25 protein-coding genes are annotated in these 26,359 nt (G+C 66.5%); 9 read left to right on the top strand and 16 right to left on the bottom strand.

Features of this window, described 5'->3' with window-relative positions; all coding sequences use genetic code 11:
* Positions 1–5: 5 nt before the first annotated feature.
* Positions 6–995, top strand: a complete 990-nt coding sequence (hslO, locus tag BM252_RS12130) for an Hsp33 family molecular chaperone HslO (protein WP_093387763.1) — start codon at positions 6–8, stop codon at positions 993–995.
* Between the two features lie 68 nt (positions 996–1,063).
* Here the strand turns inward: hslO and BM252_RS12125 are convergent, their stop codons facing one another.
* Entirely contained in the window at positions 1,064–1,381 is a 318-nt protein-coding gene (locus tag BM252_RS12125; protein ID WP_139236447.1) for a hypothetical protein, read from the bottom strand.
* A 182-nt stretch (positions 1,382–1,563) separates the two neighbouring features.
* Between BM252_RS12125 and BM252_RS12120 the strand changes: the two genes are divergently transcribed.
* Both BM252_RS12120 and BM252_RS12115 read left to right on the top strand, forming a co-directional pair.
* On the top strand, positions 1,564–4,032 hold the full coding sequence (locus BM252_RS12120; protein ID WP_245774219.1) for a TonB-dependent receptor: 2,469 nt from the start codon (positions 1,564–1,566) through the stop codon (positions 4,030–4,032).
* On the top strand, positions 4,032–5,210 hold the full coding sequence (locus BM252_RS12115) for a glycerophosphodiester phosphodiesterase (RefSeq protein ID WP_093387761.1): 1,179 nt from the start codon (positions 4,032–4,034) through the stop codon (positions 5,208–5,210). The genes BM252_RS12120 and BM252_RS12115 overlap by 1 nt, the downstream gene beginning before the upstream one ends.
* Positions 5,211–5,276: 66 nt before the next feature.
* Here BM252_RS12115 and BM252_RS12110 read toward each other — a convergent pair whose 3' ends face one another.
* From BM252_RS12110 to BM252_RS12085, 6 genes are all read right to left on the bottom strand, one after another.
* Positions 5,277–5,891, bottom strand: coding sequence for a GyrI-like domain-containing protein (locus BM252_RS12110; protein WP_093387760.1), 615 nt, complete (start codon positions 5,889–5,891; stop codon positions 5,277–5,279).
* A gap of 170 nt (positions 5,892–6,061) precedes the next feature.
* Positions 6,062–7,243 (bottom strand): hemin-degrading factor, encoded by a 1,182-nt coding sequence (locus BM252_RS12105; protein WP_093387759.1) that lies wholly within the window; start codon positions 7,241–7,243, stop codon positions 6,062–6,064.
* 25 nt (positions 7,244–7,268) lie between these two features.
* Positions 7,269–9,686 carry a TonB-dependent receptor domain-containing protein gene (locus BM252_RS12100; RefSeq protein WP_093387758.1) on the bottom strand — a complete coding sequence of 806 codons (2,418 nt, stop codon included), beginning with the start codon at positions 9,684–9,686 and terminating at the stop codon, positions 7,269–7,271.
* Between the two features lie 162 nt (positions 9,687–9,848).
* The gene (locus tag BM252_RS12095) at positions 9,849–10,250 is read right to left on the bottom strand and encodes a nuclear transport factor 2 family protein (protein ID WP_217429906.1); all 402 of its coding nucleotides are present in this window, start codon (positions 10,248–10,250) and stop codon (positions 9,849–9,851) included.
* Position 10,251: 1 nt separating this feature from the next.
* Positions 10,252–10,806 carry a hypothetical protein gene (locus BM252_RS12090; protein WP_093387757.1) on the bottom strand — a complete coding sequence of 185 codons (555 nt, stop codon included), beginning with the start codon at positions 10,804–10,806 and terminating at the stop codon, positions 10,252–10,254.
* A gap of 63 nt (positions 10,807–10,869) precedes the next feature.
* Entirely contained in the window at positions 10,870–11,466 is a 597-nt protein-coding gene (locus tag BM252_RS12085) for a hypothetical protein (protein WP_093387756.1), read from the bottom strand.
* A 92-nt stretch (positions 11,467–11,558) separates the two neighbouring features.
* On the opposite strand from BM252_RS12085, the gene yidD reads away from it, so the two are divergent.
* The gene (gene yidD / locus BM252_RS12080) at positions 11,559–11,993 is read left to right on the top strand and encodes a membrane protein insertion efficiency factor YidD (RefSeq protein ID WP_093387755.1); all 435 of its coding nucleotides are present in this window, start codon (positions 11,559–11,561) and stop codon (positions 11,991–11,993) included.
* Positions 11,994–12,012: 19 nt separating this feature from the next.
* Here yidD and BM252_RS12075 read toward each other — a convergent pair whose 3' ends face one another.
* Positions 12,013–12,396, bottom strand: a complete 384-nt coding sequence (locus BM252_RS12075) for a TipAS antibiotic-recognition domain-containing protein (RefSeq protein ID WP_093387754.1) — start codon at positions 12,394–12,396, stop codon at positions 12,013–12,015.
* Between the two features lie 141 nt (positions 12,397–12,537).
* Here BM252_RS12075 and BM252_RS12070 point away from each other — a divergent pair, with 141 nt between their 5' ends.
* Positions 12,538–12,900 carry a hypothetical protein gene (locus tag BM252_RS12070; RefSeq protein ID WP_139236445.1) on the top strand — a complete coding sequence of 121 codons (363 nt, stop codon included), beginning with the start codon at positions 12,538–12,540 and terminating at the stop codon, positions 12,898–12,900.
* A gap of 194 nt (positions 12,901–13,094) precedes the next feature.
* Here BM252_RS12070 and ftsB read toward each other — a convergent pair whose 3' ends face one another.
* The 4 genes from ftsB to BM252_RS12050 all read right to left on the bottom strand — a co-directional run bounded on the left by ftsB (position 13,095) and on the right by BM252_RS12050 (position 17,459).
* On the bottom strand, positions 13,095–13,427 hold the full coding sequence (gene ftsB, locus BM252_RS12065) for a cell division protein FtsB (RefSeq protein WP_093387752.1): 333 nt from the start codon (positions 13,425–13,427) through the stop codon (positions 13,095–13,097).
* 79 nt (positions 13,428–13,506) lie between these two features.
* A complete protein-coding gene (gene eno, locus BM252_RS12060; protein WP_093387751.1) occupies positions 13,507–14,790 on the bottom strand; it encodes a phosphopyruvate hydratase in 1,284 nt (427 codons plus the stop codon).
* 123 nt (positions 14,791–14,913) lie between these two features.
* Positions 14,914–15,768, bottom strand: a complete 855-nt coding sequence (kdsA, locus tag BM252_RS12055) for a 3-deoxy-8-phosphooctulonate synthase (RefSeq protein ID WP_093387750.1) — start codon at positions 15,766–15,768, stop codon at positions 14,914–14,916.
* The gene (locus BM252_RS12050) at positions 15,765–17,459 is read right to left on the bottom strand and encodes a CTP synthase (protein WP_093387749.1); all 1,695 of its coding nucleotides are present in this window, start codon (positions 17,457–17,459) and stop codon (positions 15,765–15,767) included. The genes kdsA and BM252_RS12050 overlap by 4 nt, the downstream gene beginning before the upstream one ends.
* A gap of 244 nt (positions 17,460–17,703) precedes the next feature.
* Between BM252_RS12050 and BM252_RS12045 the strand changes: the two genes are divergently transcribed.
* Positions 17,704–18,123, top strand: a complete 420-nt coding sequence (locus BM252_RS12045; RefSeq protein WP_093388080.1) for a PRC-barrel domain-containing protein — start codon at positions 17,704–17,706, stop codon at positions 18,121–18,123.
* Positions 18,124–18,318: 195 nt separating this feature from the next.
* On the opposite strand, the gene BM252_RS12040 is transcribed toward BM252_RS12045, so the two are convergent.
* The 4 genes from BM252_RS12040 to BM252_RS12025 all read right to left on the bottom strand — a co-directional run bounded on the left by BM252_RS12040 (position 18,319) and on the right by BM252_RS12025 (position 24,223).
* Positions 18,319–18,975, bottom strand: a complete 657-nt coding sequence (locus BM252_RS12040; protein WP_093388078.1) for a DUF6088 family protein — start codon at positions 18,973–18,975, stop codon at positions 18,319–18,321.
* A 158-nt stretch (positions 18,976–19,133) separates the two neighbouring features.
* Positions 19,134–20,291, bottom strand: coding sequence for a hypothetical protein (locus BM252_RS12035; protein WP_139236443.1), 1,158 nt, complete (start codon positions 20,289–20,291; stop codon positions 19,134–19,136).
* Positions 20,292–20,478: 187 nt separating this feature from the next.
* Positions 20,479–20,958, bottom strand: a complete 480-nt coding sequence (locus tag BM252_RS12030) for a GNAT family N-acetyltransferase (RefSeq protein WP_245774218.1) — start codon at positions 20,956–20,958, stop codon at positions 20,479–20,481.
* A gap of 43 nt (positions 20,959–21,001) precedes the next feature.
* A complete protein-coding gene (locus BM252_RS12025) occupies positions 21,002–24,223 on the bottom strand; it encodes an error-prone DNA polymerase (protein ID WP_093387747.1) in 3,222 nt (1,073 codons plus the stop codon).
* Positions 24,224–24,401: 178 nt separating this feature from the next.
* Here BM252_RS12025 and BM252_RS30045 point away from each other — a divergent pair, with 178 nt between their 5' ends.
* The 3 genes from BM252_RS30045 to BM252_RS12010 form a co-directional block, all read left to right on the top strand.
* The gene (locus tag BM252_RS30045; RefSeq protein WP_174900510.1) at positions 24,402–25,136 is read left to right on the top strand and encodes a helix-turn-helix domain-containing protein; all 735 of its coding nucleotides are present in this window, start codon (positions 24,402–24,404) and stop codon (positions 25,134–25,136) included.
* Positions 25,137–25,751: an RES family NAD+ phosphorylase gene (locus BM252_RS12015; RefSeq protein WP_139236439.1), complete on the top strand. Its 615-nt coding sequence runs from the start codon at positions 25,137–25,139 to the stop codon at positions 25,749–25,751.
* Between the two features lie 339 nt (positions 25,752–26,090).
* Positions 26,091–26,359 (top strand): transposase (locus BM252_RS12010; RefSeq protein WP_139236437.1); only part of this gene is annotated, 269 nt, incomplete at its 3' end.

Here is a 26,359-nt window from a genome sequence, read left to right as displayed (position 1 = left end):
TCAGCATGACCACTAGCACCGACAACCCGACCACGACGCAGATCGTTGGCGCCGACGCCGACACCCTGCAGAAGTTCATCTTCGACAACGCCGCCGTGCGCGGCGAGTTCGTCGACATCTCGGCCACCTGGCGCGAGGTGCTGTCGCACCACCAGGACTACCCGCGCGCCGTCAAGAAGCTGCTCGGCGAGATGGTCGCCGCCGCCGCCCTGCTGTCGGCCAACCTGAAGTTCAACGGCTCGATCATCATGCAGATCCACGGCGACGGTCCGGTGCGCCTGCTGGTGGTCGAGTGCGACGGCGAGCTGCGCCTGCGCGCCACCGCCAAGCTCGACCCGGAAGCGGTCATCGCCGACGACGCCCTGCTGCCCGCCATGCTCAACGTGAACGGCAAGGGCCGCTTCATCATCACCCTCGACCCGGCCGACAAGATGCCCGGCCAGCAAGCCTACCAGGGCATCGTGCCGCTCGACGGCGACGACGTCGCCACCGTCATCGAGAACTACATGCTGCGCTCGGAACAGCTCGACACCAAGCTGTGGTTGGCCGCCGACGACGGCGTCTCGCGCGGCCTGCTGCTGCAAAAGCTGCCCTACCACGGCGGCAAGACCGAGGCCGCGCCGCTGAGCCAGGACGAGGCGCTGGAAACCTGGAACCGCGCCGTCATCCTCGGCTCGACGCTGAAGGAGCAGGAGCTGCTCGAGACCGGCATCGAGGTGCTGATGCAGCGCCTGTTCTGGGAGGAGACCATCCGCGTCTTCGATCCGCTGCACCCCTCGTTCAACTGCAGCTGCACGCGCGACAAGGTCGGCAACATGTTGAAGATGCTGGGCCAGCCCGAGGTCGACGGCGTGCTCGCCGAGTTCGGCACGGTCGGCGTCAACTGCGACTTCTGCGGCCAGCACTACGAGTACGACAAGGTCGACTGCGCCCAGCTGTTCGCCATCGACGTGCCGGCCGAGGTGCTGATCCCGCTCGGCGACGTCAAGCACTAAATCCCACCACCAGCGCCAACAAATCCAGGGTCAGACCCTCAGGGTCTGACCCTCGGCATTAGCGGCGGCTACCAGCGCGGGCACACCTTCGGCGCCACGTCCAGCGCCGTGATGCTCTTGCCCTTGCCGCCGCGCGTCAGGCGCACCGTCTCGACGCAGGGCGCGCGCATCACGCGCGACTGCTGCCGCGTGCACGTCACCAGTTGCAGGCCGGCCCGGCCGTCGCAATCGAAACCCTCCACCTCCATGCGCACCAGGGCCTGCTCGCTCGGCATGCCCAGCGGCACCGTCGCGTTGACAAAGGACGCCAGCTCGGGCGACGGGTACTGGTCGACGCTGGCGCAGGCGCCCAGCGCCAACAACATCAGGAGGGAAAGCTTACGCATAGGAAATGGGCCTCGGTTGGGAACCCCATTCTAACGGCAAAGCGAGCGCTTCCTCTAGTCCCCGCCGCCGCCGCGTCATCGAGACGTCATCGCCCCGTCATCGCCCCGTCACACGGCCGGCCTACCATGCGCAACGTTGCAGTTTCTCCCATGTTACAACTCTGTCATCCAAGGCCCATCCCATGAACAAGCACTCGACCACGGCGCGCGCGCCCTCCTCCACCGGCATCAAGGCCATCTCCGCCGCCTCCGTCTGCATGGCGGCCGCGCTGAGCTTCCCCATGATGGCGATGGCGGCCAACGTCGCCGCCGCCGTGGCCGAGATGGCGTCCCCGGCCGCCGACAGCGCCGCCGCAGCCGCCCCGGCCGACGCCGGCGCCAACGCCGACCTGGCCGGCGCCGTCGCCGGTCCGATCACCAAGGTCGAGATCACCACCCGCAAGAGCCGCTCCTCGGTGGCCCTGAGCAAGAGCGACATGCAGAAAATGCTGCCCGGCATCAACCCGCTGAAGGCCCTGCAAACCCTGCCCGGCGTCAGCTTCCAGACCGCCGACCCGTGGGGCAACAACGAACAAAACCTGTCGCTGTTCGTGCACGGCTTCAGCGGCCAGCAGCTCGGCTACACCATGGACGGCGTGCCGCTCGGCGACCAGCAGTACGGCAACTACAACGGCCTGTCGCCGCAGCGCGCCGTGATCAGCGAGAACGTCGGCAACGTCATCCTGTCGTCAGGTGCCGGCGACCTGGCCACCGCCTCGACCAGCAACCTGGGCGGCACCATCGAGACCTTCTCCAGCGAGCCGGCCATGCAGCGCGGCGCCACGCTGCAGCAGACCGTGGGCAGCCACAAGACCTCGCGCACCTTCGCCCGCTTCGACAGCGGCGTGTTCGGCGAAGGCAGCCGCGCCTACCTGTCGGCGCTGCACCACGAGGCGCGCGCCTGGGACTTCGCCGGCCGCCAGGGCGGCGACCAGGTCAACGCCAAGTTCGTCAACCAGAGCGCGGCCGGCAAGCTGACCGCCTTCTTCAACTGGTCCGACAAGATCGAGCCGAACGAGGACAGCACCGTCCACGTCGCCAACGAGACCAGCGCGCCCTACACCCGCCCCTTCCTGTTCCCCGACTTCGCCGCCGCGCTGAAGTATTTGTCGCCGACCGGCGCCACCCCTGCCGCCGACGGCAACAACTACCGCAACTACTACAGCGACGCGCAGCGCACCGACTACCTGGGCTACCTGAAGTACGAGGCCAACCTGGGCGAGTCGACCACCTGGTCGAACCAGATCTACTACCACAACGACGACGGCGTCGGCGTCGTCGCCGGCCCGATCGGCGTGGCCGGCCTGCCGGCCCTGTTCGGCGTCTACTACCCGAACCAAAATCTGAAGCAGGTGTTCGGCGGCTCCGGCTATGCCACCCGCACCACCGAGTACGAGATCAAGCGCGGCGGCCTGCTGTCGACCCTGCGCACCGAGATCGGCGACCACCAACTGCAGACCGGCGTCTGGCTCGAGCGCAACCGTTCGTCGGCCTACCGCCGCTGGTACGCGCTGGACGTCAACAAGCCGAGCTCGCCATACGACCGTCCGACCAACCCGCTGATCACCCAGTACGGCAGCGAGATCGACAACAAGGTGGTGCAGTTCCACCTGCAGGACGAATGGCGCGTGCGGCCCGACCTGTCGCTGCAGGCCGGCTTCAAGTCCAGCCTGCAATTCGCCGAGGGCAAGTTCCCCGTGCAGCCGGCCAAGGGCGCCATCGCCAACGGCTCGCTGGCCCTGCCGGTGGGCGACATCACCACCAAGAAATGGTTCCTGCCGCAGCTCGGCGCGCGCTGGGACATCACCGCGCACGACCAAATGTTCGTCAACGTGCAAAAGAACATGCGCCAGTTCGTCACCTACGGCGGCGGCGGCGCCTCGCCGTGGAGCCTGGCCAGCCAGCCGGCCTTCGACCTGTTCAAGGCCACCGCCAAGCCGGAAACCTCGGTCACCTACGAGCTGGGCCTGCGCTCCAACCACCAGGTCGAGTTCGGCCCGATCTCGGCCATCGACGGCCAGGTCAACGTCTACCACGTCGACTTCAAGGACCGCCTGCTGCAGATCAGCCCGACGCCGGTGCTGCTCTCCATCATCGGCGGCAACCCGGTGCTGGCCAACGTCGGTAGTGTGAAAACCGACGGCATCGACCTGTCCGGCACGCTGCACTTCGGCCGCATGTTCTCGTTCTACGACGCGCTGTCGTACAATCGGTCGACATACTCGGACAACTACAGCAACGGAGCGAGCGTGGTCCCCACCGCAGGCAAGGACGTGCCGGGCAGCCCGGAATGGATGAACAAGTTCGTCGCCACGCTGAACCTCGCCGACACCGAGTTCCAACTGATCGGCGACTACGTCGGCAAGCGCTACGCCACCTACACCAACGACCTCAGCGTGCCGAGCTACTTCCTGCTCAGCCTGGGCGTGTCCGGCAAGCTGCCGTTCATGAACGGCGGCGTCATCAAGAACGCCCGCTACCGCGTCAACGTCAGCAACCTGATGAACCGCGAAGGCAGCCTGAACGTGGTGGTCGGCGCCGCCGACAAGACCTACAACACCTTCCCTATCGCGCCGCGCCAGGGCTTCCTCACCGTCACAGCGGACTTCTGATGAGCAAACTGATCCTGCCTGGCCGCTTGTCGCGGCGCGGTTTCATCCACACCGCAGCCGTCGCCGGCGGCGCCGCGCTGCTGGCGCCGGGCGCCTTCGCGGCGGCCGCGTCGGGCTCCGCCGCCGCCAAGGCTGCGCTGGCACCGGCTGCGGCTGCGGCCGCCGCCGCGCGGCCGCTGGTGTTCGGCCACCGTGGCGCCAGCGCGCTGCGTCCCGAGCACACGCTGGCCTCCTACGCCAAGGCCATCGCCGACGGCGCCGACTACATCGAGCCGGACCTGGTCAGCACCAAGGACGGCGTGCTGGTGGCGCGCCACGAGGCCAACCTGACCGAGACCACCGACGTCGCCGGCCACGCCGAGTTCGCCAGCCGCCGCGCCAAGAAGACCATCGACGGCGAGACCCACGAGGGCTGGTTCGTCGACGACTTCACGCTGGCCGAGTTGAAGACCCTGCGCGCCGTCGAGCGCCTGCCGGTGGTGCGTCCCGGCAGCGCCCAGTACAACGGCATGTTCCAGGTCGCCACCTGGGAGGAGATCATCGACTTCGTCGCGGCCGAGTCCGCCACCGTGGGCCGCGCCATCGGCCTGGTGCCCGAGCTCAAGCACTCGACCTACTTCGCCGGCGTCGGCCTGGCGCTGGAGGACCGCTTCCTCGCCAGCTTGGCGGCGCACGAGTACACCCGGCGCAACCCGGTCGAGATCCAATCGTTCGAGGTGGCCAACTTGAAATACATGCGCGGCAAGCTGGGCCGCCGCGCCAACCTGCGCCTGATGCAACTGGTGGTCGGCGGCCCGCTGCGGCCGAGCGACGTGGCGGCCGCCGGCGGCACGCTGACCTTCGAGCAGATGTGCACGCCGGCCGGCCTGCGCGAGATCGCCACCTACGCCGACGTGGTCGCCCCGCCGACGCGCGCGCTGATCCCGCTCGACAAGAACGGCAAGCTGGGCCGGCCGACCGCGCTGGTCGAGGACGCCCACAAGGCCGGCCTGCGCGTCGAGCCGTGGACCTTCCGTCCGGAGAACCGCTTCCTGGCGGCCGACTTCCGCGACGGCGGCGGCGACAACGCGCGCAACGAGATCGGCTCGATCGCCGAGATCAAGCGTTACCTGGCGACCGGCATCGACGGCTTCTTCACCGACGACCCGGCGCTGGGCCGGGCCGCCATCGGCAGCTGAAGCAAAGAGGCAATGAGGGAATGGCGGCGCGGACGCGCCGCCTGATGTGCCATCGGCGCAGTCCGGCTAGCCGGCCTGCATGGGGTGGCGAATGATGGTCTTCCACTTGTCCGGCGCGGCGCGGCGGATATCGCTCAGATAGATTTCGTGGTGTTTGCCGCGCCGGCCGCCGCGCTCGTCGATGTAGGCGTGCAGGCGGTCGATGTTCGGCTTCTCCTCGCTGAACGGGCCGACGTGCAGCAGCTGCGCGCAGTGGCCCTCCGTAAAACTCTCGAAACGCAGGCGCTCCAAGCCGGGCAAGGCTTTCTTCTTGTGCACCTCGGCCATGGCCGCGTCGATGATGTCGGCGCCGACGAAGTCCGGCTGCAGGATCATCATGGTCCAGTGCCACTGGCTGCGGTCGTTCGTCTCGAAGGCCGCCATATCGTCGGCCCACCACAGCCCCTCCAGCGGCATGACCGCGTAGTCGATCTGCCGCGGTCCTTTTTTGAGCATGAACTTGGCCGTGTAGGCCACCGAGAACAGCGCCTCGACCGCCTCGGCATAGGCCGGCGTGGTGTTCGGGTCGCCCTGGCCGTCGACCATCAGATAGTGAAGGGGCGGCACATCCACCTCCGCCACCGCCTTGGCCGACGGCTGGTACAACTGCTTCCAATCCTTTTTCAGGTCGATCTTTTCCACTACCCCTCCGAATGTTGAGTGTGTCACCACTGCTATTCTAACAACATTCCACCCCCCCTCCGCGCCAGCAGAAGCAAGCGGGGTCAGTGCCGACATTCGGACATTCACGCGGTGAATGTCCGAATGTCGGCACTGACCCCGGGGGGGAGCTTGGGCTTAGGCCGGCGGGATTACTTCGCGGCGAGGGCCGGCATGGCGACGGCCTTCGGCAGGGCGGCGGTCATGTCGACCCAGCTTTGCGGCTGCGGCTTGGCGCGTTCGCGCACGCCGAAGAAGCTGACCACCAGCTCGCCGCCCTTGTCGAAGAACTCGACCGAGGTGACGCCGGCACGCTTGATCACCCAGCCGCTGGCGAAGGCGCTGTCGCGCAGGTGCAGGTTGAACTCGGGATCGAGCACGTTGAAGTAGCCGCCCGCCTCCATCACCTTGTTGACCTTGCCGCTGAAGATCTGGATCACCGACTCGTTGCCCAAAAACGCCATGATGTCGAGTTGCTGCTTGGCCGATTCGCTGAGCAACTGGCGCACCGCCTGCGGCGTGACGCGCTGCGCCGCGCCGGGCGGCGCCAGCCGCATGGCCTGCTCGCGCGAGACGCCGAACTCGGTCAACAGGCGGTTGAACTGGTGCACGTCGCCCAGCTCGCCCCAGGCGGCCTGGAACTCCTTGACGTCGATGGCGCTGTCCGGCTTCTCGACCGGCTTGACCGGCGCGGCGGCCAGCTTCAGCGTGGCGCTTTGCACCGGGTTGCGGAAGTCGGCCACCAGCTTGTCGAAGACGGCGTTGCCGGCCTCGCTCTTGACGAAGATCTTGTGCGCGGCGTTGCCCTGCTCGTCGAAGAACTGCAGGCTGCGCGAGACCACGCCGTCGCGGCCCGGCTGCACCACGGCGAAGGCGTAGGCCCAGTGTTTGAAGGTGAAGCGCAGATCGATCTCGCCGCCCAGGTAGCCGCCGGCGATGTTGCGCATGCGCGCCTCGCGCTCCTTTTCCTTGTCGGCGTCGAGGCCGGTGATCTCCTCCTGCGGCTTGAGCTTGGTGGCCACGCCGGTGCGCTCGAGCACGCCGTTCTCGTTGCGCGTCAGCGCCATCACCTTGCCCAGGTCCAGCGCGCGGCGCATGATTTCGCGCGGCACGTTGTCGCCCTCCTTCAGGCGGGTGACGGTCTTGCCCAGGCCGACGACGAGCAGCTCGGCCTCGGACACGTTGAGCGTCTTGGCGGCGTCGCGCAGCGGCAGCTTGGGCTGCTCGGCGCGCAGCGCCTCCCAGCGTTCGCTCAGGCTGGCGGCGCCGGCCTGCACGCTGATCAGTAGCAGGGCGCCGGTCAGCGCGAGGGCATAGCGGTGGTGGTGTTTCATGTCGTCTCCAATCGATTGGTGGGGTTTAATAAATGACTTTCAGGTTGAGCGCGTAGTTGCGCCCCGGGCGCACCTGGCGCTCGATGTCGGCCAGGGTGGCCGCGTTGGTGCCGGCCGGCAGCGCGCGCGACGAGGCGTAGTCCCAATACTTGCGGTCGCTCAGGTTGTTGATGCTGGCGTGCAGGCTGGCATGCTTGCCGAGGTTCCAGTAGGTCGCCAGGTCCAGCACCGTCGACGAGGGGATGGCGAAGCGCGCGGCGCTGACGCCGCCGATCACGTCCTCGCGCGCCTGCTTGCCGCGCACGTGGACCGTGCTCAGCGAGAAGCCGCCGCGCAGCGCCGGGTCGTCGTAGGCCAGGCTCAGGCTGGCCTTGTACGGCAGGGTCGAGGCCAGCTCGCTGCGCTTGCCGCTCTGCGTGTTGCGCGCGCTGCTGCGCTGCACGCCGGCCGCCGCCAGCAGGCTGTAGCCCTTCAGCGGCGCCGACCACTGGCCCAGCGCGAAGCGGCCCGACACTTCGCCGCCCCAGGTGCTGGCTTGGCCGACGTTCTCGGGACGGAACAGGCCGTACGTCAGCGTCGGATAGTTGACCGGGTCGGGCTCTTGCGCGGCGTATTCGATGAAGTTGTCGTAGCGCGTGTGGAACAGCGCGGCGCTCAGCTCGATGCCGGCGGCGGGCGCGCCCTTCAGGCCCAGCTCGACGGCGTTGCTGGTCTCTTTTTTCAAGTTGGCGTTGCCCAGCACGGCGTAGCCGGCGCCGCTGCCAGTGTAGCTGAACGAGTCGTAGGTGCCACTGCGCTCGGCCGCCGTCGGCAGGCGGGTGCCCCGGCTGTACTGGGCGTAGGCGTTGAAGTTCGGCGTCAGCTCGACCGACAGGCTCAGGCTGGGCGTAAGGAAGAAGTCGCTCTCGTCGCCGATCTCCTTGGCCGCGCCGGGCAACGCCACCACATAACCCTGCAGATTGTTCGGACTGAGCTTGCGCCGCTCGCCGCGCAGGCCGGGCGCCAGCACGGCGCTGTGACCGCCCAGGTTGAAGCTGAGCTCGCCGCGCAGATAGGCGGCCAGGCGGTCGGTGCGCATGTCGACCATGCGGTTCTTCACCATGATCTGGTGGGCGCCGGTGCTGACCACGGTGCTGTCCTCGCGCCACGGCCGGCGGCTGTCCTGCTGCTCCCAGCTCAGGCCGTAGGCCAGCAGCGCGGCGCCGTTGAGCTGCTTGCTGGCGTCCAGGGCCAGGCCGTCGCTCTTGTTGTAGAAGCCGGTCTGTATGTTGCGCAGCATCGTCTGGCCACGGCTGATGTAGCGCGCGCGGGTCTGGTCCTCGACCTTGGAATCCTGCGTGTAGAGGCGGCTGTCGAGCGTGTCGAACAGGGCGAAGCCGCTCGGCGTGTACTGGTGCTCGACGCTGTAGCGGGTGCGCTTGGTGTGCGAATCCTGCTTGGCGCCGTCCGGGTAGGAGGCGCCCTGCTTGTTGTCGAAGGAGCGCGCGTGCTTGGTGTCGAAGTTGTCGATGGTGAAGCCGAGCTTGTGGCCCGTGGCCAGCGCCCAGTTGAACTTGATCAGCTGCGAGTCGGAGTGCCAGTCGTCCGGATTGACCTTGACGCTGCCCTTGCTGTCGGCCTGCGCGCCGTCGCGGTGCACCAGCACGGCCAGCGCCCGCAGCGGCCCCAGCTGGGCGGCGCCGGTCAGCGCGTGCATCTTGCTGGCGTTGGCCGAGTTGTAGCCGAAGCTGTAGTCGGCGTAGCGGCTGACGCTGTCGCTCAGGTAGTCGTCGGGCGACTTGGTGACGAACAGCACCGAGCCGCCCAGGCCCGGCGCGCCGGCGCCGGCCGGCGTGGTGCCGGAGCCGATGCGCACCTCGCGGAAGGTTTGCGGGTCGAAGTAGTCGCGCGCCACGCCGAAGCCGGCCAGGGTGGTGCCGTCCGGTTTCGGTGCGGCGTCCGGCAGCGAGATGCCGTCGACCTCCAGGCTGATGCGGTTGCCCTCGACGCCGCGGATGTTGAAGCCGGTGTTGCCGGCGCCGTCCCAGATGTTGCCCGAGCCGCTGGCCGCGCCCGGCACGCTGATCAGCGGCGCGTAGCGGGCCATGTCGGCCATGTCGGCGACGTTGCGCGCGCCCAGCTCCCTGGCGCCGATGACGGTGCTGGTGCCGGCGCGGCTGGCGGCCTCGTCGGCCTTGGCCTTGACGACGATCTCGGACAACTCGGCGGCGGTGCGCGGTTTGGCGCCGTCGCCGGCCTTGGCCGGGGCGGCCGGCGCTTGGGCCGGGGCCGCAGCGGGGGTGGAACTCTGCGCCTGGGCCTGCAGCAGCGGCGCGCCGAGCAGACTCAGCAGCGCGGATTGGACGGCCAAGGCCAACAGGCGCGGGCGAATGGTCTGGCGGGAGGAGGAGAACGCGAGGGTATGCGCGGCCGAATGCCGGGCGCCCTGGTGGGTAGCAGCCATAGTGATCCAAGTGTGAGAGTGGGGAACGGCTGGCTCATGCACAACGTGGACACGTGGAGCGGCAAAGATGGCTGGCAACAGCGCATCTTAACAATAATGATTCTCATTTACAAGTGGAAATGTTCGGGCCGTATGATATCGCCGCCACGCCGGCCCGGCAGCCTAGGCCGCCACCGCGCTGCTGTGCCCGGCGATGATGCGCCAGCCGCCCTGCTCCGTCCGGCGCCACAGCCGCGTGTAGCGCAGGTCGGCGGCGAACGGCGCCGTGGCGAAGCTGCCGGCCAAGCGCATGCGCACGGAGACGATGGCGACCGGGCCGTCGATGCGCAGCAACTGCTCGGACGGCTCCAGCGCCGTGAAGCGCAGCACGCCGGAGCGGTGCGCGGCCAGATCGTCCTGCTTGCTGTAGCGCCGCCCGGTGTGGTCGGTAAAGACCAGCTGGTCGGCGATCAGCGCGTCCAGTTGCGCCACGTCCGACGCCAGCATGGCGCGGCGCAACTGCTCCTCGACGGCGGCCAGCTGCTGTTCTTGCAGTTCCATTTCGCCCTTGTCCATGTTCGGCATGTCACTCCCCCTTGGCCGGTGCTTGCGCGGCGGGCCAGCGCGACGGCAGGTCGATGCCGCCGGCCGCCCAGCGCACCGCCGTGCCCTCCTCCAGCGCGATGCGGCGGCGCTTGTCGAGCAGGGCCACCAGTTGTTGCGCCGGAACGCTATAGTTGGCGGGAAGCGACTCCTCGACGCCGCTCATGGCGGCGGCCAGCTTGCGCGCCCTCGCCTTCGGCTGGTAGTGCGGCTGGTAGATCCAGCCAACCGTGCTGGTGCCGGCGACGGTCAAGACGCGGAACTCCAGCACGTCCAACCAATTGACGTCGATCGTTCGAAACACCGTGCAAGAGGTGAAGCCGTCGGGACGGATTGTCAGATAGTTCGCACCGGGCATCAACATCAAACCTGAGACCAAGGTGCACAGCCCGAAGAAGCCGAAGCAGGCGTAGCCGAGCACGTCGCCGTCTTGAATGATGAACATCCCGCCGACCGAAAAGGCGAAACTGGTCAACATCATCCACAGCATTTTCTTCTTTGACGGGTACAGCGTGAGCACTGCCAGGTCGACATCCATTTCCAACTCCATCGCATAAAAATTATTCACGAAACCGCGGCCGGGCGGCCCCTCGCGGCGCGCCTATTCCGGCAGAAAAACCATCGACACCGCGCCGCCGCAACGCAGCTGCTCCTCCATATGGCAGGTGCCCAGATGCCGCGCGCGCAGATCGGCCAGTGAATAGCTGCGCACGGCGACACGGGCACACTCCGGCTCCAGCCAATTCCACAACACGTTGAAGCGTACGTTGCGTTCGTCCGCCACGGTGCGGCCGGTGCGCGTGTCGCCGTCCACCGACAGACACTCGAAGGCCAATTTATCGCGAAAAAGAGGAAGGCGCGCCAACTCCTCAAACATCGAGTCGGTCAGTGTGAAATCGGTGATGCTGCAGGGCGGCTCGTCCGGAAACAACTCGGCGGCGGTCTTGCCGGCGTGGCTGCTGGCGCCGTGCTCGCGCATCTCGACGACGACCCGCTGGCCGGCCAACAAGGGCAGCTCGGGCACCCAGGTCAGATAGGTCGACGCGCCGTCCGCCGGGAAACTGCCGCCGCTGACATCGAGCGTGGCCAGCTCCTCGCGGTCCAGGCTGGCGCCGACGCCTATCGAGAGGATCTGGTAGCCGTCGGTGTTGACCGTGGCGACGGCCTTGTCGTTGACCGATATGCAAAAGGTGGGCATAGTGGATTGTTATCGAATTGCCTTGATTGATCAATAGTTAATGCTCGCACGAAACCCGCGCCGGCACAACCATGCAAACCTCCGACTCGCCTATGAGAAGCATCGCCCTCGCCGCCATCGCGCTGTACCGCCGACACCTGTCGCCCAGAAAAGGGTTTTCCTGCGCGTATCGCGTGCACACCGGCCGCGACAGCTGCTCCGCCTACGGCCAGCGGGTGATCGAACGTTACGGCCTGGGCACCGGCCTGGCCCTGCTCGGGCGGCGCATGGCCGCCTGCGGCGCGCAGCACCGCCGCCACCGGCCCCAACAGACGTCGGGCGTCGTGGCGCCACGGCGCGCGGCGCCGCGCCACGGCCTGCAGGCCGGCTTCTGCGACCTCCCCTGCGAGATTCCCACGTGCGAACTGTCGCTGGGAGAGACATTGGGTTCGTGCGCCGATTGCGCGTCGTGCGACTGGCCCTTCCACCGCCGCAAACGCGACAGGGACCGCTACGTCGACATCCGCCCCAACTCGGGGCCGTTCTAGCCGCGCGGACCGCGCCGCCTCAAATGCTGTTGCGGGCGTAGATGAACACCGCGTCGCCGAGGAACTCGGCCATCTTCGGATGGTAGGCGTTGTGGAAGTCGCGCATGTCCTGGTTGTCCATGTAGAACAGGCCCATGCCGATGTAGGCCTCGCGGCTTGGCTTGTAGAAGCGGCTGGCGATCTCGTAGTGGCGCGCCATCAGCTCCTGCACCGCCTCGTCGCCGGGCAGCAGGTCGTCGATCAGCGGCGCGATCTCGCGGTACAGGCTGTCCCAGTCGGCGTGGGTTTGCTTGCGGTCCACGTGGGCCCAGTTGCTGGTGTCGGCCAGCGACTGGCTCTGTTCGGCCAGCATCTGGTTGCGGCATTGGTCGAAATATTCGCCATCCAAATCGTCCATGTTCATTCGGTGCTCTTTCTAATTAGGGGCCGGGCCGAAAGAATAGCACATGAGCCGAGTTATTTTTTCCGCAATATGTCGTTACGCGCAAGGCAATTTATGGTAATCTACAATATTGCACAGTGGCAACCACACTTGGAGCTCACCATGACGCACCCCACCAACCTGTATTCCGCCGTCGCCGCCGAGATCGACCCGCACCGCCAGGACGAACTGTGGCGCGCCGGCATGCTGGCCGACATGAACGCCGAGTACAACCGCAGCGGCAAGATCACCTGCTTCTTCCAGGAAGTGCTGGCGCACTTTTCCGAGCTGCCGGCCGAGGAGCAGGCGCAGTATCCGGAGGGCTACGCCGAGGACCTGCAGCAGAAGATCGCGCTGGACCACAACTACCGCGACGGCGGCATCGGCGGCAACCGCCTGGGGCGCGACGTCAGCAAGGTCATGTACCAGCCGCTCGACGCGCTCAACGCGATCGCCCCGCGCAAGTCCTTGCGCAAGGCCGCCTGAGGCGCAATGCCGCGACGGCGGCGGCGACAGCAGCAACAACGACGGCAAACCGGCAACGGTTTGCCGTCGTCGTTTGTGGAGTGTGAAATGTGGGGAATTGCGGGAGGTGCCCGTGGCGCGTGGCGCAAGCGCGCGGCGCAAGCACGTGGCGCAAGCGCGTAGCGGAACCGTGTGGCGGAACCGCGCGACGCGCCTTACTGGGCGATATCGACCGGCGCGGCGGCGACGGCGGCCGGCACGGTCGGCTCGGCCTGGCCCTTGCCGACGATCTGGATGAAGATCTCGTTCTGTTTGATCATGCTCAGCTCGTAGCGGGCGCGCTCCTCGACGGCGCCGGTGCCGTCCTTCAGGTCGCGCACTTCGGAGTCGAGCTTGGCGTTGCGGGCGATCAGCTCCGCGTTCTTCTTGTGGGCCACGTCAACCTGGCCCTCGAAATCGGCGACGCGCAGCCAGCCCCCCTTCCCCAGCCAGAGCGGGTACTGTATCAACAGCAGCAGGGCTGCCAGTGCGAGGGTAATCAAGCGCATCGGTATGGCGGAAAAGGAGATGGCCCGACGGGCGGGCCGAAAAACTGCGGCCGGACATCAATCCGGCCGCATCTTAGCATTACTTCAGGTTGTAGAACGCGTCACGGCCTGGGTAGCTGGCGACGTCGCCGAGGTCTTCCTCGATGCGCAGCAGCTGGTTGTACTTGGCCATGCGGTCCGAACGCGACATCGAGCCGGTCTTGATCTGCAGCGCGTTCATGCCGACGGCGATGTCGGCGATGGTCGAGTCCTCGGTCTCGCCCGAGCGGTGCGAGATGACGGCGGTGTAGCCGGCGCGCTTGGCCATTTCGATGGCGGCGAAGGTCTCGGTCAGGGTGCCGATCTGGTTGATCTTGATCAGGATCGAGTTGGCGATGCCCTTCGAGATGCCTTCCTTGAGGATCTTGGTGTTGGTGACGTACAGGTCGTCGCCGACCAGTTGCACCTTCTTGCCCAGTTCCTTGGTCAGGATCGCCCAGCCGTCCCAGTCGCCTTCGTGCATCGCGTCTTCGATCGAGATGATCGGGTACTTGTCGCACCAGGTCGCCAGCAGGTTGGTGAACTCGGTGGCGGTCAGGCTCAGGCCCTCGCCTTCCAGTTCATACTTGCCGTCCTTGTAGAACTCGGAGGCGGCGCAGTCCAAGCCCAGGGCGATCTGGGTGCCCGGCTCGTAGCCGGCTTCTTCGATCGCCTGGATGATCAGCTTGATCGCTTCTTCATGGTTGGCCAGCGACGGCGCGAAACCACCCTCGTCGCCCACCGCCGTGCTCAGGCCCTTCTTGTGCAGGATCTTTTTCAGCGTGTGGAACACTTCGGCGCCGTAACGCACGGCTTCCTTGAAGGAAGGCGCGCCGACCGGGATGATCATGAATTCCTGGATGTCCAGGTTGTTGTCGGCGTGGGCGCCGCCGTTGATCACGTTCATCATCGGCACCGGCAGTTGCATCGCGCCCGAACCGCCGAAGTAGCGGTACAGCGGCAGGCCGGCTTCCTCGGCGGCGGCCTTGGCCACGGCCATCGACACGGCCAGCATGGCGTTGGCGCCCAGGCGGCCCTTGTTCTCGGTGCCGTCCAGGTCGATCAGGGTGCGGTCGAGGAAGGCCTGTTCATTGGCGTCCAGGCCCATGATGGCTTCGGAGATTTCGGTGTTGATGTTCTCGCAGGCTTGCAGCACGCCCTTGCCGAAGTAGCGCTTCATGTCGCCGTCGCGCAGCTCGATGGCTTCGCGCGAACCGGTCGAGGCGCCGGACGGCACGGCGGCGCGGCCCATCACGCCCGATTCCAGCAGAACGTCGCATTCCACGGTCGGATTGCCGCGCGAGTCAATGATTTCACGGCCGATAATATCAACAATAGCACTCATAACATTCTCCAAAGGGTGAAAAACGAAGTCGCTCGCCGCGTCTGTTGCGCGTCTTGCGGGTCAGGGGTAGGACAAACAAAATCCGGCGTGGGGACACGCCGGATTCGGTCGAACGGGCAAAAACTAGTTGAAGCTGGCTTCCAGGAAGCCGGCCTTCTTGGTGATGCGGTCGAGCTCGATCAAGGTCGACAGCAACTCCTTCATGCGGCCCAGCGGCACGGCGTTGGGGCCGTCCGACAGCGCGGTGGCCGGCGTCGGGTGGGTCTCCATGAACAGGCCGGCCACGCCGACCGCCACGGCGGCGCGCGCCAGCACCGGCACGAACTCGCGCTGGCCGCCGGACGAGGTGCCCTGGCCGCCCGGCAGCTGCACCGAGTGGGTGGCGTCGAACACCACCGGGCAGGCGGTCTCGCGCATGATGGCGAGCGAACGCATGTCCGACACCAGGTTGTTGTAGCCGAACGAGACACCGCGCTCGCAGGCCATGAAGACGTCCTCCGGCAGACCCTTGTCGCGCGCGGCGGCGCGGGCCTTGTCGATGACGTTCTTCATGTCGCCGGGGGCCAGGAACTGGCCCTTCTTGATGTTGACCGGCTTGCCCGACTGGGCGCAGGCGATGATGAAATCGGTCTGGCGGCACAGGAAGGCCGGCGTCTGCAGCACGTCGACCACCGAGGCGACGGCGGCGATCTCTTCGATCGTGTGCACGTCGGTCAGCACCGGCACGCCCAGCTCGCGCTTGACGTCGCCCAGGATCTCCAGGCCCTTGTCCATGCCCGGACCACGGTAGGTGCTACCGGAGGAACGATTGGCCTTGTCGAACGAGGACTTGTAGATGAAGGGGATGCCCAGCTCGGCCGTCATTTCCTTCAGCGCGCCGGCCGTGTCGAAGGCCATCTGGCGCGATTCGATCACGCAGGTGCCGGCGATCAGGAAGAACGGCTGGTCGAGGCCAACGTCAAATCCGCACAATTTCATGCTGCGTCTCCTTGCAATGGGGTGTCGGCGACCACGTGCAGCGCCGGCTTGCCGTTGGCCGACTGGTGCGCCAGCGCCGCCTTGATGAAGGAGGTGAACAGCGGGTGGCCGTCGCGCGGGGTCGACTTGAACTCGGGGTGGTACTGCACGCCCATGTACCAAGGGTGGGCGTTGTCGCCGGTGCGCGGCAGTTCCATGATCTCGCACAGGTCCTCGGTCGGGGTGCGCGCCGCCACCACCAGGCCGGCCGCTTCGACGCGCGGCAGGTAGTGGTTGTTGGCCTCGTAGCGGTGGCGGTGACGCTCGGTCACCACGCCGCCGTAGATCTCCGAGGCCAGCGTGCCCGGCTTGACGGCGCAGGTCTGCGCGCCCAGGCGCATGGTGCCGCCCATGTCGGAGTTCTCGTCGCGCTTTTCGACCTTGCCGTCCTGGCCCTGCCATTCGTCGATCAGGGCGACGACGGGTTGGTCGGTGTCGAGGTCGAACTCGGTCGAGTTGGCGTTCGTCAGGCCGGCCTTGTGGCGGGCGTATTCGATCAGCGCGACCTGCATGCCCAGGCAGATGCCCAGGTAGGGGATCTTGTTCTCGCGGGCGAACTGGGCCGCCATGATCTTGCCTTCCACGCCGCGCTTGCCGAAGCCGCCCGGCACCAGGATGGCGTCGAACTTGGCCAGGCCGGCGCAGCCGATGGTCTCGAGCTCTTCCGAGTCGATGTATTCGATGTTGACGCGGCTCTCGTTGTGGATGCCGGCGTGGCGCAGCGCCTCGGTGAGCGACTTGTAGGACTCGGTCAGGTCGACGTACTTGCCGACCATGCCGATCGACACTTCCGACTTCGGATGCTCGAGCGTGTAGATCAGGCGGCTCCACACCGACAGGTCGGCCGGCGCCGGGTTCAGGTCCAGCGCCTCGCAGATGATCGCGTCCAGGCCCTGGTCGTGCAGCATCTGCGGCACCTTGTAGATGGTGTCGACGTCCCACACCGAGATCACGGCATGCTCTTCGATGTTGGAGAACAGCGAGATCTTGGCGCGCTCGTCGTCCGGGATCGGCCGGTCGGCGCGGCACAGCAGCGCGTTCGGCGAGATGCCGATCTCGCGCAGCTTCTGCACCGAGTGCTGGGTCGGCTTGGTCTTCAGTTCGCCGGCGGAGGCGATGAAGGGCACCAGCGTCAGGTGGACGAAGGCGGTGTTCTTGCGGCCGGCGCGCAGGCTCAGCTGGCGTGCCGCCTCCAGGAAGGGCAAGGACTCGATGTCGCCGACGGTGCCGCCGATTTCGCACAGCGCCACGTCGTAGCCCTCGGCGCCACGACGGATGTAGTCCTGGATCTCGTTGGTGATGTGCGGGATGACCTGTACCGTCTTGCCCAGGTACTCGCCGCGGCGTTCCTTGCGGATCACCGATTCGTAGATCTGGCCGGTGGTGAAGTTGTTGACCTTTTTCATGCGGGTCGAGATGAAGCGCTCGTAGTGGCCGAGGTCGAGGTCGGTTTCGGCCCCGTCGTCGGTGACGAACACTTCACCGTGCTGCATAGGGCTCATCGTGCCAGGATCGACGTTGATATACGGGTCGAGCTTGAGCATGGTGACTTTGAGGCCGCGCGATTCGAGGATCGCGGCGAGAGAGGCGGCGGCAATCCCTTTACCAAGGGAAGACACGACGCCGCCGGTGACGAAGACAAATTTGGTCATTGCAGATGGTGCCGAACGGCACGTGCGGGAAATTGAAATTATATCCTAAAACGGCTAATTCTTCAGCATTGCGCCGGGATAAAACCGCTAACGGGCGTAAAATTCCCTTATCGGGGCATGGAAAAATAGTCAGAAACTTAATCTATTTCTGTCCGGAATTAACTATCCAAGGGCAATGTGGCGCAGCGCACCGACCGCGCCGGCGCCGCGCGCCAAGATGGCCTTTTCAACCAGGGAGGACAACATGAGCTACCACAGCCTGGACGCCGACGGCGTCTACGTCGACGCCGGCCCGCAGGGGCCGGGACCGGCCCTGATGGGTGCCGGCAGCCTGATCGGCGACCACGTCCACAACCTCAGGGGCGAGCACCTGGGACTGATCAAGGAGATCATGCTCGACATGCGCAACGGCAAAATCGCCTACGCCGTCATGGCCCACGGCGGCCTGCTGACGCTGGGCGGCAAGCTGTTCGCCGTGCCGTGGGAGGCGCTGACGCTGGACGCCGCCAACCGCCGCTTCACCCTCAACATCGACCGCGAGCGCATCGCCAGCGCGCCCGGCTTCGACCCGGAGCACTGGCCCGACATGGCCAACCAGGCCTGGTCGGCGCAGGTGCACGACTACTACCAGCACCCGGCCGAGCAGCGTTCCGGCCAGAGCTAGGGCCAGCACGGCGGCACCTGCGCCGCGCCGCCCCCGAGCCATGTCAAGATTGTGGGGCCGGCGGCGGCGCCGATGCTATGCCGATTCGTATAGAAGCTCTGGTTTCAGGGAAAGTTGAATGCTGTTTGGAATTGCTCGACCAGCGCCAGCACTTGATCAAACGTCGGCGGGGCAATGCTAAACATTTCACTTCGATTACCCATCGTCTTGTGCGACGTGGCGCATGATGTCGGCGATCCACGCCGGCGCCAGCGCCGCGTCGTCTTGCAACACTGCCCTGTCCTCTGGCGTCAGCCGCCTCTTGAGCCTGGCGATGACCTGCGCGTCGACATGGATACGCCCCAGATGACGCAGCGCCTGTATCGCCATGCCACTGATACGCCCGGCCGTCGCCATGTTGCGCGGCGTTGTGTGCTTGAGAATGATGGTCTGACTACCGATAGCGATGGTGCGCGAGTTGCCATCCGTCAAAAAGGCCAGCTTGATCGGCACCTGTTCGGTCAGGCCCAGCAGGTTGGCGGCATAGGCACCGGATGGCTGCAGCCGTAGGCTTCCCCGATTGGCGATTGCACTGGCGATCTCCTCGGTCGATGGCAACAGCCGCCCCATGGTCGCATGCGTACGCGGGACGTCGTACAGTCCCCGTGCCACGCGCCGGATCGTTCCGCTGGCCGTTAGCCGCGACAATACTTTGTCGATAGCGGCCCGGCTTCCCAAGTGCGCAAAATCCACCGGGCTGAACACCCGCCCCGCACCCGCCGCGCTCAGCACGGCTCGGATGGCAGCATCCACGCTGCCAGGCTTTTCCGCAGGAATTGGCTTTGCCGGGAGGGGTTCGCCGGGTACTTTCATGATGGTTCGCATGTCAGAAAATATAGCACGTTTTTCTGATAAAACTAGCCCGGAACTCATTGGCGTATCCATATTGCAGGCTCCGCAGTGTTGAAGCGCAAACTACCGGCCACGCGAAGATCAAGCGGCGTGCGGCCCGACAAGCAGGGGCAGATTGATCAATTCACCCACAGCAACTGCCGCAGCATGCGCATGCCCGCCATGCTGTCATTGGTGGCGCGCCGCTCGTAGCTCGCCAGCAGCTCGAACAGGGGCGACTTGGGATGGCCGGCGTCGACCCGCTGGCACATGCGGCCCTGCTGCTCCGCCCCGCCCCAGCTGAGCAAACGGCGGGGCGGCTGCTGGAACAGGCGCACCACGTTCAGACCCTGGCCGGCCGGGCACAGGCCGGCCAGGCTGCCCAGCATGCCGCCCTGCTTGGCGGCCGGCACCAGCAAGGTCTTGCCCTCCATCAGCGGGATCACCTGCTTGAGCACTTCGCCCCAGACGGCGAAGTCGCCCTCGTCCAAGTGCAGCGGGAACACGCTGTTGCGCTGGCGCGGGTTGGCGATCCACTCGGCGGCGTCGTCCTTCTCCGCCAGCAGGGTGCGGCGCAGCCGCTCGGTGCTCTTGAAGCCGGCCACCAGCAGTGCGTGGGCGCGCTTGGCGGCGGCGGTGTCGACCAGCACGATAGCGTCGGCGCTGTAGTTCTCGCCCTCGAGCGAATAGGACAGCACCATCTCGACCAGCGCCTCGGCGAAATAGTGGTAGCCCAGCGCCCAGGTCAGGTCCGACTGGTCGACCTTGAAGCTGGCGTCGGCCAGGTACTCGTCGCGGTAGTAGCCTGGATCGTCGGAGGCCAGGCCGACCTTCAACGGCCCGTCGTGGCGCTTGGGGATGGCGAAGAAGTTGCGCTCCCAGGTGGCGACGCGGCCGTCGCCGTTGAGGTCGCGGACCCAGTGCGACGGCGTCAACAGCAAGCCGTCGCCGTCGCGCAGCTTGATGTTTTCCAGCAGGCCGCGCGTGGTGCGCAAGTCGTCGCGCACGCCCAGCAGCTCCTTGCGCACCACCTCGCTGATCTCGCGGTCCGACGGCGTGCCCTTCTCCAGCTGCGCCGAGCCCTGGTGGATGAAGGTGGCGACGCGGCGCACCAGCTCGATATCGCGGCAGATCACCAGCGCCTGGCGCTCCTGCGGCGTGCGCGCCGCCTGCGGGCTCGGCAGGGCGGCGCAGGCCGCCTCGCTGCCGACGCCGCTGCCGGGCTCGGCGGCGGCGGCGGCGGCGGCGCCGCTCGCGCAAAGGGAAACGATCAAGACAACAAGGCGAACATGGCGCATGGCGGACTCCTGAGGGAATATGACAAAGTGGGGAAAACAAACAGGCTAGCGGGACTCGACCCTACAGCGTAGGCAATGGCGCAGGGAACGCGTTGGCAAAGCGCAAGCCGAGGCCAGTTCGCGCCCGTGCCGCCAAGGGACGGCGGTCCGCCCCGGCCGGGGCGGGCGTTGCGCGGCCGCAGCGCGCCTAGGCCGCCGCGCCGCCCGGGTCCAGGCGCATGGGCACGTAGGCGATGCCGGCGTGCTCGGTGCGCGGGCCGGTCGGGACGAAGCCGAAGCGCTGGTACATCGGCAGGGCGAATTGGGACGAGTTGACGGTGAAGCCGTCGACGTTGCCGGCCGCCTCGGCGGCGGCGCGCGCCGCCTGCCACAGGCGCCGCCCCAGTCCCCGGCCATGCCAAGCGCGGGCGACGAACAGGTGGTACAGGTGGCCGTTGTCGCGCACGGCGACGGCGCCGACCAGCGCGCCGTCGACAAAGCCGAGCTGGTAGCGGAAGCGCGCGTCCCGCACGCAGCCGGCCAGCGCCTCGGCGCGCATGGTGGCGATGAACGGTTCGGCGCCGGCGCCGTCCGGCGCCAGCGTCATGAAGGGCAGCAGGTCGGCGATCAGCTCGGCGATGGCGGGCGCGTCGGTGGCGAGCGCCGTTCTCAATGTGAAATTTTCCATGTTGTGCATTTTGCCAGAATCCACCGGGGGCCGCGCGCGCGCCTCAACAGAAATCGCGGCTGATGGTCGGCAGGCGCCCCAGCAGGTGCGACAGGTCGACCAGGCGCTTGGCCACCAGGTGGCGCACGCTGCCCTCGCGCTGCCAGACGCCGTAGACGCCGAGCAGGTCGGCGCCGAGCACCTCGCGGCGTTGCTGCTCGACCAGCGCCGGCCAGCAGATCACGTTGACGTTGCCGGTCTCGTCCTCGATGGTGATGAACAACACGCCCTTGGCCGTGCCCGGCCGCTGCCGCACGGTGACGATGCCGCAGGCGCGCGCCAGCTGGCCGTTCTTGTAGCCGTTGAGGGTGCTGGCCGGCAGGAAGCGCTGCTCGAGCAGCCGGGGCCGCAGCAGCGCCAGCGGATGGCGGCCCAGGGTCAGCCCCTGGGCGCGGTAGTCGCCGAGGATCTCCTCGCCCTCGGACGGCGGGCGCAGCAGCGGCACCGCCTCGCCCTGCTGCGCCGAGGTCGGCCGTAGCAGGTCCTTGTCCGGCACCGCGCCGACCGCCTGCCACAGGGCCTGGCGGCGGTTGCCGGCCAGACTCAGCAGGGCGTTGCCGGCGGCCAGCACCTGCAGGTCGTGGCGGTCCAGCTGGGCGCGCCGCGCCAGGTCGCTGACGCTGGCGAAGGGCCGCGCCGCGCGCGCCGTCTCGATGCGCTCGGCGGCCTCGGCGCGCATGCCGCGCAGCAGCGACAGGCCCAGCCGCACGGCCGGCTGGCCGGCCGCAGCACCCGTCCAGTCGGCCCCGCCCTCCTCGGCCAGCTCATCCAATTCCTCCAGCGCCGAGTCCCAGCCGCTGACGGCGACGTCGACCTCGCGCACCTTCACGCCGTGGCGCCTGGCGTCCTGCACCAGCTGCGAGGGGCCGTAGAAGCCCATCGGCTGGCTGTTGAGCAGGGCGCACAGGAAGGCGGCCGGCTCGTGGCGCTTGAGCCAGGAGCTGGCGTAGGTCAGCAGGGCGAAGCTGGCGGCGTGCGACTCGGGGAAGCCGTATTCGCCGAAGCCCTGGATCTGCAAACAGATGGCCTCGGCGAACTCGGCCGGGTAGCCGTTGTTGGTCATGCCGGCGATGATCTTGTCGTGGTACTTGTCCATGCCGCCCTTGCGCTTCCAGGCCGCCATGGCGCGCCGTAGCTGGTCGGCCTCGCCGGGCGTGAAGCCGGCCGCCGTGATGGCCACCTGCATCACCTGCTCCTGGAAGATCGGCACGCCCAGGGTGCGCCCCAGCGCCACCTCCAAGCCGGGCGGGAAGTCGATCAGCGCCGGGTTCTGCCGCCGCTGCAGGTAGGGATGCACCATGCCGCCCTGGATCGGCCCGGGCCGCACCAGCGCCACCTCGATCACCAGGTCGTAGAAGCAGCGCGGGCGCAGCCGGGGCAGCATGCTCATCTGCGCGCGCGACTCGATCTGGAACACGCCGATGGTGTCGGCCTCGCACATCATGTCGTAGGTGGCGCCGTCCTCGGCCGGCACGTCCTGCATGCAGAACACCGTGCCGCGCCGTTCGCCCACCAGGTCGAAGGCGCGGCGCAGCGCCGACAGCATGCCCAGCGCCAGCACGTCGACCTTCAGCAGGCCCAGCTCCTCGAGGTCGTCCTTGTCCCACTGGATCACGCTGCGCTCGGCCATCGTCGCGTTCTCGATCGGCACCAGGCGCGACAACTTGCCCTGTGAAATGACGAAGCCGCCCGGGTGCTGCGACAGGTGGCGCGGAAAGCCCAGCAGGCTCTGCGCCAGGGTGGCCCACTGCCGCGCCAGCCGCGACTCCGGGTCGAGGCCGCACTCGGCCAGCCGGTTCAGCAGGTCGCGCTTGCCGTCGAACCAGTGGTGCGCCTTGGCCACCTTCTCGACGATGGCCAGGTCGACGCCGAGCGCCTTGCCGGCGTCGCGCAGCGCGCTCTTGGGCCGGTAGCTGATCACCACGGCGGCCAGCGCGGCGCGCGCCCGGCCGTACTTGGCGTAGATGTACTGGATCACCTCCTCGCGCCGCTGGTGCTCGAAGTCGACGTCGATGTCGGGCGGCTCGGCCCGCTCGCGCGAGATGAAGCGCTCGACCAGCAGGTTGCCGCGCGCCGGGTCCACCTCGGTCACGCGCAGGCAGTAGCACACCGCCGAGTTGGCCGCCGAGCCGCGCCCCTGGCACAGGATGCCGACCGAGCGGGCGAAACGGACGATGTCGTAGACGGTGAGGAAATAGGGTTCGTAGCGCAGCTCGGCGATCAGCTCGAGCTCGTGCTCGATCTGCTGCTGCACCTTGGCCGGGATGCCGTCGGCGAAGCGCTGGTGGGCGCCGATGTAGGTCTCCTGGCGCAGGTAGCTGGCCGGCGTGTGGCCGGGCGGCACCAGCTCGTCCGGGTACTCGTAGCGCAGCTCGTCGAGCGAGAAGGTGCACAGGTCGGCGATGCGCAGCGTTTCGGCCAGCGCCTGCGGCGGGTACAGGTTGGCCAGGCGCAGGCGCGCGCGCAGGTGCTGCTCGGCGTTCTGCGCCAGGGCGTAGCCGCAGTCGGCCACCTGCTTGCCGATGCGCACCGCGCACAAGGTGTCGTGCAGCGGCTTGCGCGAGCGCACGTGCATGCAGACGTGGCCCAGCGCCACCACCGGCATGCCGTGCTGCAGGGCCACCTCCTCGATGCTGAGGCGGTGCGCCTCGTCGAGCGCGCGCTGCAGCAGGTTCAGGCCGACCCAGCAGCGGCCGGGGGCGGCGGCGGCCAGCCAGGCGGCCTGCCGGTGCAGCCGGTCGATGTCGCCCGCCTGGTGGGCCGGATAGGCCGGCAGCAGGATCAGCAGGCAGTCCGGCAGGCCGCGCAGGTGGGCCAGTTCGGCCGGCGGCGCGGCCAGGTCGTCCGGCGTCAGCAGGTAGCTGCCCTTGGCGGCGCGGGTGCGCCCCAGCGTCACCAGCTCGGATAGGTTGCCGTAGCCGTTGCGGTTTTGCGCCAGCACCACCAGGCTCAGCGCGCGGCCGCCGTCCGGGTTGCTCAGGTGGAAATGGGCGCCGATCAGCAGCTTCAGATCGCAGCGCTTGGCCTCGGCGTGGGCGCGCACCACGCCGGCCAGCGAGCACTCGTCGGTCAGCGCCAGCGCCGCGTAGTCGAGCTTGGCGGCGCGCGCGACCAGTTCCTCGGCGTGCGAGGCGCCCTGCAAAAAGGAGAAGTTCGACAGGCAGAACAGCTCGGCGTAGGCCGGCAGGCCCTGCGCTGGCGGCGGCGGCTGGAATGGGGAGGACATGGCGCGGCGATCACTGTGTTTATATACAGCATTCTACTATGATCCGGCCATGATGCCGCGCATTCAAGGCACCAGCGGCTCGCCATCGGGACTCGGCGTCCCGTCTGCCCCTTCTACTAGTCCCGGTCGGTTGTTTTAGTTGTTTGCAGTAGAATGAGGCTTGAACATGGAGGCAATCATGAGCAAGCTAGTAAAGAAGGGGGCGGCGGCCGCAAAGGGCAATAGCTCGGCGGTCAAAGCCCTGAACACCGCGTTCAAGGGTATCGCCAATCGCGGCGTCAATATCGGTAACGGTTTTTATTTGATCGAGATTAAAGGCGACACCGCTGCCCCGGTGGAACGCGAGCGGCCACTGGTGCCAATGCGACCTCAAAAGCTACCTGGCATCAAACCAGTTCCAAACGACGAAATCGCACACATCCTCAGTCTGTTCATGCCTCTTGGTGCACAGCCAAAGGGAACGACCACAAAAAGTGCGCCCCAATCAAAGGACATTGCTCGCAATGCGCCCCCTGAAGCAAACAGGGCGTTTTTGACTCAGTTCGCAAGAAATGAGAACGCCTCTATCAAGCGCTTGGCCGAAACTGGGGAATTGGTCAAGTCCCGGCAGCTGGCAGAGCGCCTCGGTGTGACCCCTCAAGCCGTCTATAAGGCCGTTGGGGACCTGCGGATGTTTTCATTGGACGCCGGCGGCCGCAACAAGCTGTACCCGGCCTTCTTTGCCGACCAGGGACTGGAACGCGACCAGTTGGCAAGCGTATGCAAGGAACTCAATCACCTGCCTGGTACGAGCAAATGGCAATTCTTTACAACACCACGTCTTTCGCTGAGTAAAAAAAATCCGCTCGAGGCTTTGCGCAAAGGGAAGTTTGCGGATGTCATGGCCGCCGCCAAAGCGTTCAAGGAGGCCTAATTGGCAGCGAAACGGCTGACCAAACCAGACCAAACCCTTGCGACGGACAGCACCATCCCCGTTGTCCGAATGACGATTCCCGAGCTCGTCAGGATCTCAGGCCATCAGACCGGCGAACCCTTTTTCGGCGCCAGCGGCGGCAACCGTTTCGATGCGCCAGGCTGGCGTACCAGTTCACCGGAATACACATGCTGCTACCTTGGCCTCTCTTTCGACGTTGCGCTTGCAGAATCGCTGCTGCACGATACCGCTCCGGTTCGCGGTGCATTCTCCATTGCCCAATCAGAAATTGACCGGCGCTGGGTGCACCGCTTCACCGGCACGCTCGATCTGATGGACCTCGCCGGTCCGCTGCTCAAGCGCATGGGTGGTCACGCCGGCCTGAGTGGATCGGGCGATTACAACTTAACTCAGAAATGGGCGCTGGCCGTCTTCAACAATCCACAACAGGTCGATGGCTTCCTGTACATGTCCCGCCATCTGCCGACACAGCAGGCCATGGTGCTGTTCGATCGTGCAAAAGCAAAACTTGCTGCACTAGGCCACGAAATCGAATTGTCGAACGCCTCCGAGATGCCCGCCGCAATGGCGACATTCCATATCAAGTCAATTTAATGCGCACCATCGTGGACAGGCGCTGCCGTCTCTCCACCATCCTCTTTTCGACCACGTCCAAGAAACACCAGCCGCCCGTGTGCCTATACCGGTCACAAATGTGCCAGCGTCTAATTTTCCCAGGTAGTGTCACGTCGATCATTCCAGTCCCCACTCATTCTCATAAAAGGGCACATTGGAGAGCTATCGCAGTCCAGGGGGACATTTTCGCTTTAACGACTATCAGATTCTAACCATATGAAGCAGACGAAGCCTAAAATAGCATCTTGCCTAACTATATAGTGGATCCCGAATTTGAGACGATGGTTTAAGCTGTGGTCCGTGAAAGGATGACAGCAAATGAGTGAAGGTAAAAAGCGGCGAGTGCACACGGCGGAGTTCAAGGGCAAGGTGGGCCTTGAGGCGGTGCGCGGGGTGAAGACGGTGACGGAGATCGCGCAGGAGTACGGCGTACATCCAGTCCTGGTTGGCCAATGGAAGAAGGAAATCCTGGACAACGCGGCAGCCTTGTTTGATGCCAAGCGTGGTCCCAAGCCAGTCGATGAAAGCAGCCCGGAAGACAAGCTGTATGGCGAGATTGGGCGGCTGAAGATGCAGGTCGATTGGCT

The organism is Rugamonas rubra (assembly GCF_900114705.1).
Lineage (GTDB): Bacteria > Pseudomonadota > Gammaproteobacteria > Burkholderiales > Burkholderiaceae_D > Rugamonas > Rugamonas rubra.
The sequence above is the reverse complement of the archived record's forward strand: the minus strand, read 5'-3'. Positions and strand labels throughout refer to the sequence as shown.

Bases quoted from the DNA above. Each gene is read 5' to 3' on its own strand.
- hslO (WP_093387763.1), top strand. From the start codon at position 6: ATGACCACTAGCACCGACAACCCGACCACGACGCAGATCGTTGGCGCC.
- BM252_RS12125 (WP_139236447.1), bottom strand. From the start codon at position 1,381: ATGCGTAAGCTTTCCCTCCTGATGTTGTTGGCGCTGGGCGCCTGCGCC.
- BM252_RS12120 (WP_245774219.1), top strand. From the start codon at position 1,564: ATGAACAAGCACTCGACCACGGCGCGCGCGCCCTCCTCCACCGGCATC.
- BM252_RS12115 (WP_093387761.1), top strand. From the start codon at position 4,032: ATGAGCAAACTGATCCTGCCTGGCCGCTTGTCGCGGCGCGGTTTCATC.
- BM252_RS12105 (WP_093387759.1), bottom strand. From the start codon at position 7,243: ATGAAACACCACCACCGCTATGCCCTCGCGCTGACCGGCGCCCTGCTA.
- BM252_RS12100 (WP_093387758.1), bottom strand. From the start codon at position 9,686: ATGGCTGCTACCCACCAGGGCGCCCGGCATTCGGCCGCGCATACCCTC.
- BM252_RS12095 (WP_217429906.1), bottom strand. From the start codon at position 10,250: ATGCCGAACATGGACAAGGGCGAAATGGAACTGCAAGAACAGCAGCTG.
- BM252_RS12090 (WP_093387757.1), bottom strand. From the start codon at position 10,806: ATGGATGTCGACCTGGCAGTGCTCACGCTGTACCCGTCAAAGAAGAAA.
- BM252_RS12085 (WP_093387756.1), bottom strand. From the start codon at position 11,466: ATGCCCACCTTTTGCATATCGGTCAACGACAAGGCCGTCGCCACGGTC.
- yidD (WP_093387755.1), top strand. From the start codon at position 11,559: ATGAGAAGCATCGCCCTCGCCGCCATCGCGCTGTACCGCCGACACCTG.
- BM252_RS12075 (WP_093387754.1), bottom strand. From the start codon at position 12,396: ATGAACATGGACGATTTGGATGGCGAATATTTCGACCAATGCCGCAAC.
- BM252_RS12070 (WP_139236445.1), top strand. From the start codon at position 12,538: ATGACGCACCCCACCAACCTGTATTCCGCCGTCGCCGCCGAGATCGAC.
- ftsB (WP_093387752.1), bottom strand. From the start codon at position 13,427: ATGCGCTTGATTACCCTCGCACTGGCAGCCCTGCTGCTGTTGATACAG.
- eno (WP_093387751.1), bottom strand. From the start codon at position 14,790: ATGAGTGCTATTGTTGATATTATCGGCCGTGAAATCATTGACTCGCGC.
- kdsA (WP_093387750.1), bottom strand. From the start codon at position 15,768: ATGAAATTGTGCGGATTTGACGTTGGCCTCGACCAGCCGTTCTTCCTG.
- BM252_RS12050 (WP_093387749.1), bottom strand. From the start codon at position 17,459: ATGACCAAATTTGTCTTCGTCACCGGCGGCGTCGTGTCTTCCCTTGGT.
- BM252_RS12045 (WP_093388080.1), top strand. From the start codon at position 17,704: ATGAGCTACCACAGCCTGGACGCCGACGGCGTCTACGTCGACGCCGGC.
- BM252_RS12040 (WP_093388078.1), bottom strand. From the start codon at position 18,975: ATGAAAGTACCCGGCGAACCCCTCCCGGCAAAGCCAATTCCTGCGGAA.
- BM252_RS12035 (WP_139236443.1), bottom strand. From the start codon at position 20,291: ATGCGCCATGTTCGCCTTGTTGTCTTGATCGTTTCCCTTTGCGCGAGC.
- BM252_RS12030 (WP_245774218.1), bottom strand. From the start codon at position 20,958: ATGGAAAATTTCACATTGAGAACGGCGCTCGCCACCGACGCGCCCGCC.
- BM252_RS12025 (WP_093387747.1), bottom strand. From the start codon at position 24,223: ATGTCCTCCCCATTCCAGCCGCCGCCGCCAGCGCAGGGCCTGCCGGCC.
- BM252_RS30045 (WP_174900510.1), top strand. From the start codon at position 24,402: ATGAGCAAGCTAGTAAAGAAGGGGGCGGCGGCCGCAAAGGGCAATAGC.